General features: G+C 31.4%; 18 protein-coding genes. 10 read left to right on the top strand and 8 right to left on the bottom strand.

The window, feature by feature from the left end; translation table 11 throughout:
• Positions 1–217: 217 nt before the first annotated feature.
• The 3 genes from DEFDS_RS04565 to DEFDS_RS04555 all read right to left on the bottom strand — a co-directional run bounded on the left by DEFDS_RS04565 (position 218) and on the right by DEFDS_RS04555 (position 2,124).
• Positions 218–766: a haloacid dehalogenase type II gene (locus DEFDS_RS04565; protein WP_013007628.1), complete on the bottom strand. Its 549-nt coding sequence runs from the start codon at positions 764–766 to the stop codon at positions 218–220.
• 117 nt (positions 767–883) lie between these two features.
• On the bottom strand, positions 884–1,531 hold the full coding sequence (locus DEFDS_RS04560) for a peroxiredoxin-like family protein (RefSeq protein WP_013007627.1): 648 nt from the start codon (positions 1,529–1,531) through the stop codon (positions 884–886).
• Positions 1,531–2,124 carry a TetR/AcrR family transcriptional regulator gene (locus tag DEFDS_RS04555; RefSeq protein ID WP_013007626.1) on the bottom strand — a complete coding sequence of 198 codons (594 nt, stop codon included), beginning with the start codon at positions 2,122–2,124 and terminating at the stop codon, positions 1,531–1,533. Before DEFDS_RS04555 ends, DEFDS_RS04560 begins: the two co-directional genes overlap by 1 nt.
• 399 nt (positions 2,125–2,523) lie before the next feature.
• Between DEFDS_RS04555 and DEFDS_RS04550 the strand changes: the two genes are divergently transcribed.
• Together DEFDS_RS04550 and DEFDS_RS12580 are read left to right on the top strand one after the other, a co-directional pair.
• On the top strand, positions 2,524–3,381 hold the full coding sequence (locus tag DEFDS_RS04550) for a DUF4384 domain-containing protein (protein ID WP_013007625.1): 858 nt from the start codon (positions 2,524–2,526) through the stop codon (positions 3,379–3,381).
• A gap of 17 nt (positions 3,382–3,398) precedes the next feature.
• Complete coding sequence (locus DEFDS_RS12580; protein WP_013007624.1) at positions 3,399–6,116, top strand: caspase family protein; 2,718 nt, start codon at positions 3,399–3,401, stop codon at positions 6,114–6,116.
• A 370-nt stretch (positions 6,117–6,486) separates the two neighbouring features.
• Here the strand turns inward: DEFDS_RS12580 and DEFDS_RS04540 are convergent, their stop codons facing one another.
• Together DEFDS_RS04540 and DEFDS_RS04535 are read right to left on the bottom strand one after the other, a co-directional pair.
• A complete protein-coding gene (locus tag DEFDS_RS04540) occupies positions 6,487–6,831 on the bottom strand; it encodes a four helix bundle protein (protein ID WP_041223616.1) in 345 nt (114 codons plus the stop codon).
• A gap of 267 nt (positions 6,832–7,098) precedes the next feature.
• Complete coding sequence (locus DEFDS_RS04535; protein ID WP_161595877.1) at positions 7,099–7,464, bottom strand: hypothetical protein; 366 nt, start codon at positions 7,462–7,464, stop codon at positions 7,099–7,101.
• A gap of 312 nt (positions 7,465–7,776) precedes the next feature.
• Here DEFDS_RS04535 and DEFDS_RS04525 point away from each other — a divergent pair, with 312 nt between their 5' ends.
• From DEFDS_RS04525 to DEFDS_RS04495, 6 genes are all read left to right on the top strand, one after another.
• Positions 7,777–9,123 carry a tyrosine-type recombinase/integrase gene (locus DEFDS_RS04525; protein ID WP_013007621.1) on the top strand — a complete coding sequence of 449 codons (1,347 nt, stop codon included), beginning with the start codon at positions 7,777–7,779 and terminating at the stop codon, positions 9,121–9,123.
• Between the two features lie 205 nt (positions 9,124–9,328).
• Complete coding sequence (locus DEFDS_RS04520; RefSeq protein WP_013007620.1) at positions 9,329–9,574, top strand: AbrB/MazE/SpoVT family DNA-binding domain-containing protein; 246 nt, start codon at positions 9,329–9,331, stop codon at positions 9,572–9,574.
• On the top strand, positions 9,568–9,912 hold the full coding sequence (locus DEFDS_RS04515) for a type II toxin-antitoxin system PemK/MazF family toxin (protein ID WP_013007619.1): 345 nt from the start codon (positions 9,568–9,570) through the stop codon (positions 9,910–9,912). Before DEFDS_RS04520 ends, DEFDS_RS04515 begins: the two co-directional genes overlap by 7 nt.
• Positions 9,913–10,172: 260 nt before the next feature.
• A complete protein-coding gene (locus DEFDS_RS04510; protein WP_013007618.1) occupies positions 10,173–11,717 on the top strand; it encodes an ATP-binding protein in 1,545 nt (514 codons plus the stop codon).
• A 304-nt stretch (positions 11,718–12,021) separates the two neighbouring features.
• Complete coding sequence (locus DEFDS_RS04500; RefSeq protein ID WP_013007616.1) at positions 12,022–13,416, top strand: hypothetical protein; 1,395 nt, start codon at positions 12,022–12,024, stop codon at positions 13,414–13,416.
• Positions 13,417–13,518: 102 nt separating this feature from the next.
• The gene (locus DEFDS_RS04495; RefSeq protein WP_153801466.1) at positions 13,519–15,249 is read left to right on the top strand and encodes a hypothetical protein; all 1,731 of its coding nucleotides are present in this window, start codon (positions 13,519–13,521) and stop codon (positions 15,247–15,249) included.
• Between the two features lie 36 nt (positions 15,250–15,285).
• Here the strand turns inward: DEFDS_RS04495 and DEFDS_RS13170 are convergent, their stop codons facing one another.
• The 3 genes from DEFDS_RS13170 to DEFDS_RS04485 are packed head-to-tail and all read right to left on the bottom strand — an operon-like array spanning position 15,286 to position 16,617.
• On the bottom strand, positions 15,286–15,630 hold the full coding sequence (locus DEFDS_RS13170) for a nucleotidyl transferase AbiEii/AbiGii toxin family protein (protein WP_050742505.1): 345 nt from the start codon (positions 15,628–15,630) through the stop codon (positions 15,286–15,288).
• A gap of 16 nt (positions 15,631–15,646) precedes the next feature.
• On the bottom strand, positions 15,647–15,820 hold the full coding sequence (locus tag DEFDS_RS13165) for a hypothetical protein (protein WP_197530231.1): 174 nt from the start codon (positions 15,818–15,820) through the stop codon (positions 15,647–15,649).
• A complete protein-coding gene (locus DEFDS_RS04485) occupies positions 15,817–16,617 on the bottom strand; it encodes a type IV toxin-antitoxin system AbiEi family antitoxin domain-containing protein (RefSeq protein WP_013007614.1) in 801 nt (266 codons plus the stop codon). Before DEFDS_RS04485 ends, DEFDS_RS13165 begins: the two co-directional genes overlap by 4 nt.
• A 331-nt stretch (positions 16,618–16,948) precedes the next feature.
• Here DEFDS_RS04485 and DEFDS_RS04480 point away from each other — a divergent pair, with 331 nt between their 5' ends.
• Entirely contained in the window at positions 16,949–17,434 is a 486-nt protein-coding gene (locus tag DEFDS_RS04480) for a hypothetical protein (protein WP_013007613.1), read from the top strand.
• An 18-nt stretch (positions 17,435–17,452) separates the two neighbouring features.
• Positions 17,453–18,256 carry a hypothetical protein gene (locus tag DEFDS_RS04475; RefSeq protein WP_013007612.1) on the top strand — a complete coding sequence of 268 codons (804 nt, stop codon included), beginning with the start codon at positions 17,453–17,455 and terminating at the stop codon, positions 18,254–18,256.
• The last annotated feature ends 19 nt before the right edge of the window (positions 18,257–18,275 follow it).

Below are 18,275 nucleotides of genomic sequence, written 5' to 3'. Positions count from 1 at the left end.
TGAAATACCTAATTTTTGTGCCGTTATTACTTGATTTTTATTATTTTTTAAATACATCTTATGAGCTGTCAATTATAATAAAGATCTCACAATATAACATCTATGAGCTTATTCATGCAGGATATCTTAAAATCTGGCTCTATTTCCCAAGGATCACAAACACCTTTCTTATCTCTATTTACCCAGACAGAAAATAACCCAGCATTTTTAGCCCCTATTACATCAAAAGGGTTTGAGGAACCATATATACATTTGCATGATAACCATTAGTTTTTCTCAATAGATACAAATAAACAGCTGGATCAGGCTTAAAACTTTTTACTGGATCAACACTTATAATATCATCAAAATAATTAATTATCCCATTAAATTTCAATAACTCCACCAAATCATCAGGCTTTCCATTGGAAAAGGCATACATTCTTATGTTGTTTTCTTTTATTTTATCTAATGATATCTTTACATCAGAAAAGACAGGTAATTCTTTGTAAATATCTAATAAGTTTTTAATTTCAACTTCTGATAAATCAAGATTGTAATACTTTATTACATACTCAAGAGCCTGCTTAGTACATATTGAAAAATCCACATAATTTCTCATTAAACCTCTTCTAAAAGAATACTCAAGTTGTTTCTGTCTCCACATATCAACTACATTTAGAGCTAGCTCTTCATCTTTGACCAATCTTAATATTTGATTAAAAATTCCTTTTGTGTCAATTAATGTTCCATAAATATCAAAAGCAATTATTTTAGAAGATCTCATAGATACCTCACAATAATAATTTTTTAGTAGTAAAAAAGAGATTGCTTCAAAACTTTCACTTTACAAAATTCACAAAACTAAATTTGTTAGCAAAATTGATGCAATCTCTATATTTATTTACTGCAATGTTTTTAATACTTCTATGATGTCATCTGGCTCTGCCCTTTGAGTGTAATCAGCTTTTCCAAATGAATATCTAATTGTAAAGTCTTTATCTATTACAAATGTTGCTGGTACTGGTATTTCATATTTATCATTCCCATTATACTTTTCTAAATCATGTCCCAACTTTTTATAAATGGATACAACTTCATCAGGCAGTTTAAACACAAGCCCCAACCTTTTTGCAACCTTATTATCCATATCTAACAAAACATAAAACTTTATCGAATGTCTATCAACTGTAGATGCTGCCATGTTAGGCAACTCAGGTAAAACAGCCACAAGGACAGTTCCATACTTTTTGAAATCATCTAATCTGCTTTGTAGATAATTTAGCTGAAGATTACAATATGGACACCAGCCACCTCTATAAAAATTCAATACAACAGGCCCATCTTCAAGCAACTCACCAAGTCTAACCTCTTTTCCATCATAATTTGGAAGAGTAAAGTCAAATATTTTCTCTCCTACCTTAGGCAACTGCTCTTCTATCCCACTATTAATAAGATCCTCTGTAGCTTTCATCATGATAACCTTCACATTATCTGGAAGTTGTGAGAGTCTTTCTTTTTTAAAATTCTCAATTATCTCTTTTAATGTCATTACTGCCTCCTTATTGATTCCAGTTGGTTTACAACTAGTTTTATTGCATTTATTAAATAATATGAATTTTTATTTAGTTTTGATAGCATGATACCACCTTCTACAGCTGAAATAATGGAAAATGCTAAAGAATCAGAGTCTATTTCATCACTTATTTCCCCTTTTTTAACCCCTTCACTCAAAATATTAGAAATTGTCTTACTCCATTTATAAAAAATTCCTTTTAACACTTCTGATACATCTTCATCTTTATCAGCCAATTCCAACGCACTATTACCTAAGACGCATCCACCTTTAAAGTTCCTTGAATGATGTAACAAAATAATTTGATTAAAGAGACTATACAATTTATCAAACGCAGTATCTCCCACTAAATTATCTTCTATAAATTTTAAAAATTTATTCTCATAATATTTCAGCGCTTCCATAACTAATTCTTGTTTATTCTTAAAATAAAAGAATATCCCACCTTTTGATATACCTGTTACTTGACATAATTCATTTATGCTTGTGTCCTGAACACCTTTTAAATGAATCATCTCAATGGTTTTTTCTAAAATAAGCTCTTTTGTATTTTTTTCTGTTTTCACCATATTAAACCCCTAATACCGACCAGTCGGTTTGTTTCTACTTAATGTAGTTTTTTTAAAAAGTTTGTCAACTATAAAAACAAGAAGAATTTTATGAGACTATGATATTAAATTATGAAAAAATATTGAATACTAACATAAGTATCTAAAGAACACTATTTTCTATACTACATAGGACATAATTTTTGAATCTGCTAGTCAAATAAGCATAATATCCCTAAATTATAATTGTAAAAGTAAAAATAGTAAGTTAAAAGTATTGTTTGTTATTAATAAATAATGCATAAATATATTGTCTTCATTTGATAATATGGGCTTCATTTATGAAAAATTTTTATTCAATCATTAGCATTCCAAACCTATTTATGATATAATAAAAGAAAAAATGGAGATAAAAATCTTATGCATATCAAATTAAGAAATCTTTTAATTATATTTATTATCCTAATAATATCATCAATTAAACCATCGTATGCTTTACAATCTATAATAGTAGATTCCAATGGTTATGCTTGTCTTGGAGAAGACAGAACAAAGCGTCAGACAGAAAAAATTGCTCTTGAAGATGCTAAAAGGAATGCAATTGAGCAAGCTAGTACTTATATTCAATCTGAAACAAAGATAAAAAACGGCAAACTCCAAAAAGATATTATAAATGCTTACTCAAATGCAAAAGTTAGGATAATAGAATCAAATGGGATATGGGATCACAACCCACCACGAATTGGTGATTGTTATAAAGTAAATGTAAAAGCAGAAATAATGCCAGATAAAGAAGCTATGAAAAAAATATCTCAAAAAGTTGTTTTTGATGAACCTACTGCTCCTTTAAAAGTTTCAGTATGGACTGATAAAAAGGTATATAAAGAAGGGGAAAAAATAAAACTTTATATAAAAGGAAATAAACCTTTTTATGCAAGAATCTTATACAAACAATCCGATGGAAGTTTAATACAACTATTGCCTAACCCATATAGAACAAATAATTATTTCCAAGGTGGAGTAATCTATGAAATACCATCAGGCCCTGATAGATTTGAACTAGAAGTTACCCCACCATTTGGTGATGAAGAAATAATAGTCTATGCAAGTACAGAAAAATTGGGAGATATTAATCTAAAAAAAGTTGGTGGTGTTTATTTCGTAAAATCTTCATCAAAAGAAATAGGGGAAAAAACACGTGGGATCAAGATAATAAGCAAAAAAAATACTAAGGCTGGAGAATTTGCAGAAGAAAAAGTAAAAATTAGAATCAAATGAATAGAGTTAATATAACGATGAGAATAGTTATAATAATATTTTTATTATCAGGCTTAACAGTTAATCTTTATGCCATCGAAAAACCAGAGGTTTTTGTTCAGTTGGGACATAGTGCACCAATTACTTATTTAAATTTTTCATACGACGGTAGGTATATAATTTCTGCTGCAGATATGGATTTTTCACTAAAGGTATGGAATGTTCAGTCGGAAAAATTAATTCAAACCATAAAAAATATTAATGGGGTGAAAGCCGCAACACTATCTAATGATGGCAAAATTCTAATCGTTTCAAATTATGAAGGGATTAGTTTATACGATTTGTCAACTGGCAAAAAGGTCAAAACAATCAAACTAAATAAAAATATAAGACCCAATAAAATTTCTGTCTATCCAGGTACAAACACAATACTTTTGGCAGAATTTATTGATGAGATGATGAACAATAATTTTGGTCCTTTATATAATTACAACAGTTTTTTAGATATATCATCATTAGATATCAGAGAAAGTAAAATAATATATTATAAATATGACAATCTACAAAATATCGCAGTTTCAAATGATGGCAGATTCGCAGTATTTATAAATCGAGAAAATGAGCCCTGGCTCTTCGAGTTAATTGAAGCAACAACAGGTAACTCAATATGGAAAAAGTCATTCTTCGATAGAAAACAAAAATATGAAACACCTTTTTATATTATTATCTCTTCAGATAACTCTTACTTAATAATACAAACAAATCTCAATATCTATGTTGTGAATTTATTTAGTGGAAGAATTATACAAAAATATAGCATAAAAAAAATTGGAGCAGATAAGAAAATAATAGCATCTAATGGAAAATTTATCTTAATGGGAAATGAAAAGCATCAAAGTTTAAGTTTAGTTGAAATAAAGAGTGGTGCTAAAATAAATGAAATGGTTTTAAATGATAAGATTATATCAGTTTCGCCAGATATGAAATACTTTATAACTTCCTCAGGCACCATATACAGAACATTTAGTCTTGAAAAAGTAATAAAGCTTCAAGATGTGCAGCTTACTACAGCAGCATTTTGGGAAGATTACTTGTTAACTGGCGATAAAAAAGGAGATATTAGCTTAATAGATATAACACTTAAACGACAAGTAAAAAAATATAGGTCTCTACATTTAATGCCTTATGCACTTTCTAAAAAGTTTAATAACTACTTAATTGCAGTATATAGATTGGAAGATGAAAAATGGAAGTTTTTAGTTTGGGATCTTAAAAATGCTAAACAACTTACAAAAATCAAAGACTTTAAAAAATTTGCACCTAAAGAATCTTTTGATGAAGAAGGGAATTTATTAATAACAAGAGGATATGGAGAGTCAGTAACTGGCAAATATGAGGCCCAGAAAACATTTAATGGTTATATAAAACTAATAGATATTAAAACAAAGAAAATAATTGCTCAGTTTTTATCCTTCGTAGATGGTGAATGGATAGTGATTACCCCTGAAGGTTACTATAATGCCTCTCCTAATGGTGATAAATATCTAAATGTTCGTATTGGCAATAAGGTCTATGGTATTGAAAACTACCGTGAGGCTTTTTATAGACCAGACCTTGTCAGGCTTGCCCTTTCTGGTAAATCCCTTGAGGGATACAAAACCCTTGCAGATGCAGGCACACCTCCTGATGTGGAGATTATAGATACACCTTCAAAGACTGATAAAGATGAAATAACTGTTACATTAAAAATAACAGACACAGGCGGAGGCATTGGTGATATAAGGCTTTATTTAAATGATACTGCAGTTATTGTTGACAGTGCAAGGGGAATAAAGATTACACCAAAGGCTGGTGAAAAAACTATCTTTAAAACCTATACAGTAAAACTTTTAAATGGCGAAAATATTATCAAGGCTGTTGCCTTTAACGGTGACAACACTATGCAGAGCAACCCTGCTATACATACTGTATTGGCTAGTATAAGCATTAAAAAGCCTTCTATTTATGCAGTTGTCATAGGGATAAATGAATACAAAAATCCAAAGCTTACACTCAAATACGCAGTGGCAGATGCAAATCTTTTTGCCGAAACAATCAGTCAGGTTGCAAAGCCTCTGTTTGAAAAGGTAGAGGTAAAACTTCTCACAACAAAAGAAAAAACAACTAAAGAATACATAAAAAAGACTCTTAAAAGCTATAAGCATCTCAATCCAGATGATGTCTTTGTCTTTTATGTAGCAAGCCACGGTACTGTAGATGATGGGGAGTATTTTCTTATAACAAGCAATGTCGGTTCACTTAGCACTTTCAGATTAAAAAAAGATGCCCTTACACAAACAGAACTAAAAGAACTTATAGCCAATGTGCCATCAACGAAGAAGATGATAGTGATAGATACCTGCAATGCGGGAAAACTTGGTGAAGCACTTCAGATGGCAATACTTACCCGTGGTATGAGCGAAGAGACTGCAGTAAAGATACTTTCAAAAGCTGTAGGTTCTACGATAATTTCTGCCTCCACTTCTTTGCAGGAAGCTCTTGAAGGATATCAGGGACACGGGCTATTTACCTATGTACTTGCCGAAGGACTTAAAGGGAAAGCTGATTTAGATAAAGATGGATTTATAAAAACTCTTGAACTTGCAACCTATGTGGACAGTGAAGTTCCCACTCTTGCAGATAAAATATTCAAACGATCCCAATATCCGGTAGCCTCCCCAACAGGCCAATCCTTCCCTTTAGGAAAAGTAAAATAAAAATAATTTTAAATATTACAAACTTAAATATTTTTTTAATTCAGCTAAATAATAACTATTAATTAGGAAATCTACTTTTTCGGTTTTTATTGGTTTTGTAAACAATAGTAGATCTATCTCTTTTTAATATTTACACAAAATTAGTTGCACTATGTTTTTGTAGACACTAAGTTAAGCAATTTTTTCATTTAACCTATAAATTTTTTCATATACTTCTTATACACTACCATAATCAAATGAAATAAAATTTGTATTAATCATACTAGACGGATGTATACAAAACTTAAAAACAAAATAAAGGTCTCAATCCATTCGAACAGGGTAACTGACTCTGTCAACGCCTCACGTAACACGGTTTACAGGTTACGTCTCAAAAAGAGTTATACAGCTTTGTTAACATTGATATTATTCGTTCACACACCCTTAACAGAGTCTGATACTCATCCTCATTTAGATAACCCAACTCATAACTCAAAAAAATTAAATATCGTAACTCTGCACATGAACCCCTCGAAATACTTATAAAATGTTTAAACTCTTTTTTGCTAAATCTATAATTCCCTTCTATTAAATTTGCTACTATAGATGAGCTACTTCTTCGAAGTTGTGCAACTAAACCATAAATTTCTTCTTTAGGAAATTTTTTTTGTAATTCATATATTCTTTTAGTCAAATCGTGAGAAAGTTTATAAACATCCATTTCCTCAATTTTCATATTACAAAATTAATTAAGAAGTAGAAAAGTTTCAATAAAAGTTTTCACGTGATACGTTAACCGTGATACGTGATTCGCTGGCACGAAAGTGTCAGTCGGTCGCAATCCCTTCGAGCAGGGTAACAAATTCCAATTTATATTTTTAAACTTTTAATTCATTCATATTTAATTTTATCATTTTTATAATATTTTATATTTTAACATATTTGTAAATGTTTATCAATACCTATATTTTTAAAATTATTTACTTACTTTTACAAAATTATATCATAAATCTGCCTCTATTAATCTATTATTTTTTGTATTTTGTTTTGATTTTTTCTTATTACTTTTGTCATTTTCTTTTTGGTTATATTGGTTTTCAAAATCATTTAAATAATCTTCATAAAATGTTACACCTACAATTACCTGTTGCTCCTCATTTAACTCTATTTTTACACCATATTTTAAACTATACTCCAATAAGTTTAATAATAATTCTTTATCTTTACTATCAGTTACTGCTGCCTTCCAACCTAATTTCTTAGCTATAATAATAGCAACATATGATTGCTGTTTTGGTTTTCCTTCACATTTAAAAGGTATGCTAAATATATAAAATCGGAGAAACAAAGACCTAAGTTTGACATACAACTGTCAGAAAATTGTCAGAACATAAAAAACACAAATTAGTAATTATTTGTTAAACAAGTAAAATAAAAACGCCCCCGAGAGGACTCGAACCTCTGACACCAGGATTAGGAATCCTGTTTGCTGGCCTTTAGCTATTTTGCAAAAGATGCTATCTTGTTGTAAATAATAATAAATAGCAATATGTTACGATGTTAAAGTTTTTAATTATATATTAAAAATGAGCTTGTTTATACGTTATTGCATAAATAAGAGTATCACTAAGAGTATCACTTTTTCATTGACTTTTATAATGAAGGAATATAAATTTTCCATATGCGCGGGATAAGAGAGATTAAAACATTTTACCTTAGATGTACCAAATGCAAAAAATATGTAGTCTTAGAAAATGTTAAATTAAGCAAAAAAAGTGGTCAGATATTCTGCCCTAACTGTAATAGTGTATTAAATGATAAAGTTTATATTAAAAACAATAAAAAGTTTTTAAACGTATCTCGCGAGTACAACATATACTATTCTGATATAAAAACTAAAGTAAAACGTGAACAAATTTTAAAAGAAATTAACCACCTACTTAGAAACAAGAAGGAAAAGCAGCAGATAACTTTAATAGATTTCTTTTTTCAACATGCTCCACTTATAAAACCAACTGGCGATTATATTGATCTTTATAGGTTAACTCATTTTGTCTATTATCTACTTACTGTAAAGTATAAAAACAAATTAAATTTATTAATGTCTGAACTCAAGGAAAGTGATATAGATGATTTCTTATCTTTTATAGAAAATTATGAGTTTAAAATTGAAAGAAAAAATAAAGAATCATTACTTGAAAAGTTGTTAAACATCAGGCGTATCAATAATGAATTTTTTGTTTCAGAGCCTATAAATGCTTCCAATAAAAATTTCTTTATAACTTTAATTAAAAATCATATATCTTATCAACCGAGAAAAAAGCAGTTGGCAAAGAACACTATTGATAAATATATTAACGTAATTCGCTCATTTTTAAACAATGCAAAAACGCACAATTACATAGAAGAAAAATTATATACTCATGTTTATGATAATATTAAAATGTCAAATAAATATAAACCTCGTATCATTTTCTTAGAAGAAGATGAAATACATAAGCTGATTGCATCCTTAAAGCTGTCTGGGGCTGAAGAAGTATATCTCAAAACACTCATAGCAATTGAGACAGGATGGCGTAGAGGTGATATTAATAAATTAACGGTTAAAGACATTGATTTTGTAAATAAGATTATAACAACAACAATAAGTAAAACTGGTGACAAACTGGATTCTAAACCGATTACAGAATTTACTTTAAACGAAATAAGAGAATACATTACAAAAAATAATATAACAGATCAATTGTTTAAAACAAGAAATAACTCAAAAGCATTAAAAACTGCGGCAAAAAATGCTGGAATTGATAAAAATGTTACAATGTATGTTTTTAGGCATACGGTAGCTACTTTATTGGCTTTAAGTAAAGATTTTTACCAAAAAGAAATTCAAGAGTATATGAATCATAGTAAACCTGATATTACCAATAATTATGTTAAGATAGCTCAGGCTAAATTTGATAATAAAATAGATAGCTTTAAAAAAAGTTTGTTTGAACCAATGCTTAAATCCATTGATAAAAATGAATAAAGTCATTATTAGGGTACAATTTTAATGTAGTAAATTCAATGGTGGTAAAAATAAAAAGAAAAGCATTTTTTGTTGTTTTAAAGTAAAATCAGGGTGAAAATGATTATTGATTTAATTGAAGAATATAATCACATACTTTTACTTGTAAAACCAGAAATTTAAGTATATACTATGTATATACAATATATAAAAAAGAGGTAATGATATGGCAATAATCCAAAAATGGGGAAATTCTCAAGGAATCAGAATACCTAAAAGATATCTAAGAAAAATCGGGCTTGATGTGGGAGATGTAATTGAAATTGAAATAAAAGGTAACAATTTAATTCTCAAACCAGTAAAATCCATTAAAAAACCTAAAATCAATATTTATGATCTTTTTGAAAAAGACAAAGATTACAAAACTGAAGAATATGACTGGCAAAAACCTCAAGGAAAAGAAGTATGGTAAAAAGATATGTTCCTGAAAAAGGTGATATCGTTCACCTTGATTTTAATCCTACTTTGGGGCATGAACAAAAGGGAAAGAGATATGCTGTTGTGGTCAGCCATTCTTATTTTAATTTAAAGACAGGGATGAGTTTTGTGATACCGATTACTTCAAAAATTAAAAATTATCCAACCCATGTTATCATTGAGGAAGGTAAAATAAATGGCGCTGCAATGGTGGATCAAATGAGAAGTATAGATTTTAAAGCAAGAAATGTACAATTTGTACAAAAGCTATCCGACAGTAAAATGGAAAAAATCTTAGACATCATTGAATCTATAATCTTTACGGAAGAATAAGCACTTTGCCAGTATCGCTCTATTCGGACACTTTAAGTACTTCCTATGTCTAAGTCCAGCACCCGGAAAAATTTGAAGATTATGTTAGATTGAAATGTACTTTAAAATGTTTTAGTTCTTTTTGGTAGTTTATGAAAGGATTATCTATTTGCAAATTTCGGTTTGTAAGGTATAATTTAGACATGAGGGGAGTGGTAGAGTGGTATAGTTGTAAGTAATTGAGTAGTGAGTGGTATAGTGGTAAGTGAGGAGAAATTTAGATGAAGAAGTTGCCGATAGGTATACAGAGTTTTAAAGAAATCAGAACGGAAAATTATTATTACGTGGATAAAACGCATTTTGTTGAAAGATTGGTCGGAGTAGGTAAATATTTCTTCCTCAGTCGTCCACGCAGATTTGGTAAATCCCTTTTTCTTGATACATTGAAAGAGGCTTTTAGCGGAAATAGAGAATTATTCAAAGGTCTTTACCTTTATGACAATTGGGATTGGGATAGAAAGTACCCGGTAATAAAAATCAGTTTCGGCAGTGGAGTTATAAACAATGCCGATAAATTAATCAAAATCATAAATTCATATCTTGATAAGATTTCGAGGGACTATGATATATCGTTGACAGAGGATATTATAAGTCTGAAGTTTAAAGAGTTGATAGAAAATCTTGCAGCAAAATATGATGAAAAGGTTGTTGTACTTGTTGATGAGTATGACAAGCCAATACTGGATAGGATAGATGATATAGAGGTTGCGAAGGAGAACCGGGAGATATTGAAAGATTTTGAATCTGTATTAAAGGATGCAGACCCTTATTTAAAGATTGTATTTTTGACCGGTGTATCGAGGTTTTCCAAGGTATCGATATTTAGTGGATTGAATCAATTGAATGATATCACATTGGATGAAAGATTTGCCACAATTTGTGGCTATACACAATCAGATTTGGAGAGTGTTTTTGCAGATAGGATAAAAGATTTTGACAGAAAAGAAGTTAAAGAGTGGTACAATGGTTATAGCTGGCTTGGAGAGAAGGTTTACAATCCATTTGATATTTTACTTTTGTTTGATAAAAAGAGTTTTAGACCTTACTGGTTTGAGACAGGTACACCTACCTTTTTGATAAAACTGTTATTGGATAATAAATTTTATCTACCGAAATTAGAATCTTTAAGGGCAAGTGATGAAATATTATCCAATTTGGATGTGGGATTTATAAGACCTGAGAACATACTTTTTCAGACAGGGTATTTAACCATAAAGGGTACAGTTAGTTCAGGTTTTAAGACGAAGTATGTATTGTCGTATCCCAATTTAGAAGTGAAGATGAGTTTAAATAATTTCTTTTTAATAGATGTTTTATCTACGTTGGACATAAAAGAAGATACGGAGACAGTTTTAGAGGAAGCTTTGCGTGTTGGAGATATAGAGAAATTGAAAAAGAGTTTAGTTAGTTTTTTTTCATCGATATCTCATGATTGGTATAGGAAGAATGATTTGGAAGAGTATGAGGGTTTTTATGCATCTGTAGTTTATGCGTTATTTAATGGTGCTGGATTATATACGATAGCAGAAGATGTCACCAACAGGGGAAAAATAGACGTAACGATAATACATAATGGGAAAGTTTACATAATTGAGTTTAAAGTGGTTGATGAGGATGCGGAAAATAAAGCATTAAAACAGATAAAAGAAAAGAGATATTTTGAAAAGTATGAGAACAGATATTCAGATATTTACTTGATAGGCATAGAATTTAGCAAAAAAAATCGCAATATTGTTTCATTTGAATGGGAAAACGTTGAAACTTAAGAACTTTGGAACGTTAAAACGTATAAATAATGTTTGATACTCAGATTATTTTATCTCAGGGTGGGTCAGTTTTTATAAAAACCGGGTCATTTTTACATGAAAATTTACAGGAGGTGAAACATGACCATCAAAGGAGGAAAAAATAATATTCGTCTAGAGGGATGTATATGCGAACAGTTTGCATATCTTCCAAAATTGGTAGTATATCCGAATAGTTCGGATATGAACGAGTTATCTGCCATTGCGGCTTTGACGTTGCAATACATTAATGAGATAGAGTACTATACAAATAAGGAGGGATAATATGCTCCGTGTTATTACCTTTGTAGCAAACGCAAGTGTCCGTGAACAAACCGAAATGGAAAGCCTTTTAACGCATCTAAGAGATAAAGGTTATCTGCCGGTAATACGCGGCATGTTTACAGGTGTGTTAAGCTTAGCTAAATTGCCAGAACCTGGCGAACAACTAATTACAAAGGTAATTATTCAGACTTCCCCCATGTATCGGTTTAGGAGACCAGAATTTAGTGAAATCTTGGGTGATCTATTTTTCGCGAATGAGTTTGTTTATCTCGTAAACCCACTGGGGCAAGATACCCTACAGGCTTCTGTTATTGGATATAGGAAACAAGAAGAAGCTTTGCGAAAGTTTTGTGCAGACGTTGAAGATGGTATCAAATCTCGATTTGATGGTAGAAGGGTCAGGGGAATGAAGTTTAATTGGAAAATTCCGAAATTCCGCTTTTCAATGTATGTTAGGCGCCGTTATTTTCCTTTTGAAGAGTTTTTTGAAGAAGAAGAATCTGAGCATGAGGAGGAACTTAAAGGCACTACGCCAAATTACAGCCTTGAAGATATTAAGGCAGCCGAGCTTTTAGTGAATACTGATATAAGACGATTTATGTTAAGGTTAGCCCAAGTAGGAAAAATGACGAGTAAGGATGCTGTCGAACTCGCGAAATCAGACATTCTTGAACGCCTTCTCTCTTTAGGTTTGATAACAGAAGAATATTTGTTAACATGTAAACAAGATCAGCACACTATTTGTGTTGTTCCTTCTAAAAAACATCTTACTACGGACCCCATGGCTTCCCTGCGTTGTAGTATTTGTGGTCGATCATTTCCTGAAGAAAACTTACAAGTAATCTATACCCTTTCAGAAAGAGGCAAAAAATTACTTGACGGGAGCTTATGGATGTCCATTTGGGTTACAGAACTTCTGAAGAAATCGGGGGTAAAGGAAGAATGTATTAAATGGGGATTGGAAGCAAGTGGTGAGGAACTTGATATCATGGTGGAGGATTTTGACTCTCGTCTTTTCTTTGAGCTCAAAGATAGAGAGTTTGGATTGGGGGATGCATATCCTTTTGTTTATAGGACAACCCGATATGGAGGGGTTAGCGGGATAATTGCAACTATGGACAAGGTTTCCACTGACGCCAAGAAATTTTTTGAAGAAGAAACTCACCGACGGGAGTATCCTATTAGAATACAATATTTGGAAGGTCCCAAACAAATTCAAGAGGATATTCCAAAGATAGTTGAGCAGCTAGCATTATCGCAGGCACGCAGAATGATACAACCATTCTCCATAAGAATAGGCTTTGACTTGTGGCCTATTGTGGAATATTGGCTCAAGTATAAAACAAATGAGACACCTAATGAAGAAGTCGCCGCAACAGCAGATAACAGCGGATAAAAGGGAAATCATAGATTTTCCAAAATTGCCTTCGGCAACTTCGTTTATCCGCAAACCGTTATGCGTAATGCCCTCAATAATAGGAGGGTAAAAATCATGAATATGGATAATAGAATTCCAAGTGTCATCCGCGAGTTTACCGATCAGCCAGCAATGCGGAATGTCTTATCCTTTTTGGCTTTTGAAGACTGGTTTGCAAAGAAAGAAAACGAAGCTAAAGATTGGATTGTTGTTGCTCGTTCATGGCAAGAAAGAGCTACGAACTTATTTACCTTCAGTGCACTTGCCTCTGCGGCTAAGGGTAACCTTGAGAGACTATTGTCAAAGCCCGATTGGGATATCGACCTAGAATTCGGAAAACCTTACTTTTATAGCCATGGGGATGAGAAAGTAGCCCATTATGATTCAGGAATGAGTACTGAAATTGATGGCATCGAATTTAGGCCCTTTATAATTTATCGTTATTTTCACGACTTTGTTCCGAATACTTTTGAATTGGTGCAGAATTTTATTCTATACCATGAAGCGTTCTTTGTACCTGAAAAAGGCGAATATTATCGTATTGACGATGATGGAGACATACAACCAATAGTCCGGATTAAGCAAGAGAATGATAACCGTTTAGTTTTAGTCGATGTTCATCATCTGAAAGATTACTTAGCGGCAAATCAATGCTACCTAGTCCGCTATCATGATCATCGTAGACGAGCTTTGGAAGACATCAGTGAACATATCGGGGGACAGTTTGCAAGCTACACCCTATGTGATAAATCATCGAGCTTTGAACTTTGGCTTCGTACTGACATTCCTTGGAATAATTATAAGAGTGCATCACGTCTTCTTGGCAAAGATGTGGTATTTCCCTATTCCGAACCAGACAAGCGCCATACATGGTTTGCTACTGGGGAGAGAGAAAAAAAGTTCGCTACTTTTATCATAGATCGTAATGAACAAGGTAAAGATATTGAGTCGACGTGTAATGAGAAGGAACTTAGCAACTATTTTACTGATCGTGGAACCCCTCATTTTCTTACACCAGTATTCTTTAAGCGAGAAGTCCTAGTTAAATACTACCAAGAACCAAGTCGCTATAGGGTTGGTAATTCAGGCGTAGGTTGTCTTGACCTTTGGCATCTTCCCATAGATATTACGGGGGAGGAACTTGTCCAAGTTTGGCTTGGAGATTTAGGTCGCATTCCATATAAAGAGCAATTACATTGGCGTCAATTCAATGTTCCTCCAAGGGGGACGATCACCAGACACCGTTGGCTCCGCGATTTTATGGCGGAATTTGCTGACCCAACAGATGACCCTATTTACTATTTCCGTGTTGCCTTTGAGGAAGTTCAAAGAGAAGCAAGAGCAAGATACGGTGAGGACTTATTCCAGGGACTTGATGAAAAGGACAGACATGCTTATGAAACACTACATTTGCCCTTAACCGAGGAATGGAAAGAGTTCGATGAGCAAGTGCAAGCATTAGCAAAAGTTACAGTAGATTCACTAAACGTTAATCTTCTCTCCCGTGAGAGTGGTCAAAAGATTGATGGAAGTTCGATTAGGGGATCTATTGAACTACTTGGAATCTATCTGAAAGAGATAGGGGTTACGGAAGACATTAGGAAACAAATTATGTATGCTATGCATGCTATACAGACAATCCGATCAACTGGTGCCGCTCACCGTAAAGGTTCAAACTTCAACAAGGCTTTGCAACGTTTTCAACTATATAACTTATCAAATCGTGAAAAGGTAAAGAAGTTGGTAACAGACCTTACACGTGCACTATCTTTAATTGCAGAAGCAATGCGCCAAACAGGGACGTCTTGTTGAGGAGGTTGACGGGGCACTACGCATAACTGTTATATTTTATATTAGCATTAACATATAAAGATATGCTTCTAAATTGTTATATTGAATATTCGGCACAAGTAATGCGTAAATGTCACCAATGAAATCAGCATCGTTTAATTTCTCATCCAAATTTTTCATGAAATCTTTCTTTGTAATATTGTTACCGTCATGTTCCATATATTTTTTAAAGCAGAATATTACCTTTTCTACATCAACCTCTCTATTCTTCAAAACATAATACAAGTCAAATAAATCTCTTCCCTTTTTTCTTTGATATAATGCCCTCAACTTTGTTGCAAGTAACTCTTCCAGGCAAAAAGTATTTACTATAGCTGATTTGTTACACCATCCATTAGACAATTTTAATTTCCTTTCCTTATATCCTAAAACTGAAAGCAGTACCACCCCTAAAAGCCAATTTTGATTTTAGAAATTTATTGGAAAATAATTCTATAATGGTACGATGTATAATTAAATCTTGCTCGATTAGTGAGTTATCAACCCATGGAGCAAATTCTTTCCATTCAAGTATATATCTCGTTGGTATCATAACTCTACCTCGGTATTAACAATAATTTTCCATTTTTTATCCAATTTGCCTTTTGCCGGATGTAATAGCGACAGAGGTATTTTCTTGGTTTTATTTAAGTGCTTATAAATGAAATCGGAGACTTCTTTATATCCCAGTAAAACATCAGAAATGAAACCCAGCCTTTGAAAACTGGTCTTGAGATTATGTCTAATTGCTATTTCATGAATCTTCTCAACATCTGCATCTTCCAATAATTCTTCAAGAATAGGTAAGTTCCTACCGATTCCTCCTATTCTATGATGGTATAAAATAAGGTCTAAAATGGTTAGCTCTACAGATGAAACGTTTATATAACCGGCTTTAGTTTTTTTCTTAACAATGTAATTAATATCAATTTGCTTTTTTATAAAAAAATGGATCTCTAAATGTTCTTTTTTTATATTTCTTAAAGCTGGTGGTTCGATTATCAGCTGAAAAAGCATTGGTTGCTGGTGTCCTGCTCCAAGCATTGATGCAGCAGAAAACATGGATACATAATATGTTTTATTCAGAAATTTCATCATATCGTCTATGAATAGATAAGGTGGTATCATTTTTCTATCATAGAACTCTGGGGGGATTATTACATAAAACTCTTGTCTGATTTGAGCAATTTTATTACTTTTTTTTGCTCTGTAAAGTGCCTGATGAATAGCTTTATCAGATAATTTACTTATATTTCTAATTTCATTTAAGGTAAAACAGTATCTACCTTTGGATAGTAAAGTTAATAGAAAATTATTTAGGTTAAAGTTCTTATTATCTATTCTTTGCATTTGCGATATTCTACTATATTAGTAGAAAAATGCAAGTATAAAAACTTACATCCCACTTTTTATGAGAGCTTTTGTCAATGACAAACCAGAATATTGTTCAGAAAGATTTTGTATTTCATAATTAATGAAAAACTGGGTCATGTTTACATGAAAATTTGCAAGAAATAAGAAAAAAAGGTGTAACCTGACTACTTTTGTGATTTTAGGAATTGAATAATAAATCTTTTCATCTTGAAATTCTATAACACCATTTTTTTATTTAAATTATAGCGACAATTATTGTCGGTTGCATGTTTTAATCTATTGAAAAGATCACATGAGGTTGTTAGGTATGGTACCTTTAATGAAATTCAAAGAATTTTGTAACTTTCTCAACTTCTTATTTAATTACACGAACCTTAAATTAACAGCATCAAAAATTGGGCAAATAATTAACACTTATTTTATTAAAGATATATCCAAAGTTTATTTGAATAAAAATCTTAAAAGTGGGCTATTTGACGGAACAATATATCTCTTTCAAGAAAATGATACAACCGATGTTTTCCCATCAAATGAAAATTTAATTGTAAATGCAAATATAGGTCTGTTTATTTTTCACACAAACTCTAAAGGCCAATTAACAGAATTGGAATTTTATTTTGAAAAAGAATATATCCCAGCATTTTATATGAATATTTTTCAATATTTCTATTCAGAAAGAGAATATGAACTAATTCGAAGATTTCTAAAAATTAACAATATAAAACTAAAAAGCTTAAAGCAGATTTTAAGTGAATTTCAGCAAGAAGAATTACGTTTCATCGTTTTAGAATAAACTATGAAGGAGGTAAAAATGAAGAAAATAATTTTCTATCTACTCATTTTTGTTGTTCTTGCATGTTCATCAGGAAGTAAAGGGAATGGTAAAGCGATGCCATTTTCTCAAGAAAATCTTGAAAAATGGATAAGTAAAATTGAAAAAGTATCAAAAAACCTTGAACCTGCTAGTACTGTAAAAGAACTAATTGCTAACATGAAAAAAGGGTATAAGGAAACCTGCGAAGATCTTGGGTATGATTTTGATGCCACTATTCTGAAAATGGCTGTAGAAGGTGGAATGTCAAGGAATCAATATTATATAGCATTATATAACAATATCTATTCAAGAATAAATTCTTTATTAGAAAATAATAGTAAAGAAGTAATCTCCAGTGGACTTCTAAAAAAAGAAACTGTAAATAAAATCCTCCTTTTTAATAAATATTACGGAGTAGATGAAGATATAATTAGTTTTGTTGAAGATTTTTATACGCAGTTTAAAAAACAAGCAAAGGTTAGTGATTTTTTAAAATTTTTAAAAGACAGGATTAACATAAAATATCGAAAAACAATTAAAAATAAATCAATTTCAGAAATTTGTAGTAATAGTGATTATATTTTCAGCTTTAGATATGAAATAGCTAATAGTCCTTATGATATAATCGACGTAAGTTCACCTTTGAATAAAGCTTTTGTTTTAAAAAAAGAGGATGGCAATATTGAAAAAATTAATATGATCGACTTGCTATGTAAAAAAGGAAACAGTTTTTCAGTTATGTTAACTGATTATGGTAAATCTATCCTTGAAAATAAAGATAAATTTTTCTGGTTAAATTAAGGTGGACTTTTGTCCACCT

The organism is Deferribacter desulfuricans SSM1 (genome assembly GCF_000010985.1).
Lineage (GTDB): Bacteria > Chrysiogenota > Deferribacteres > Deferribacterales > Deferribacteraceae > Deferribacter > Deferribacter desulfuricans.
This window is presented reverse-complemented; position numbering and strand designations above follow the sequence as displayed.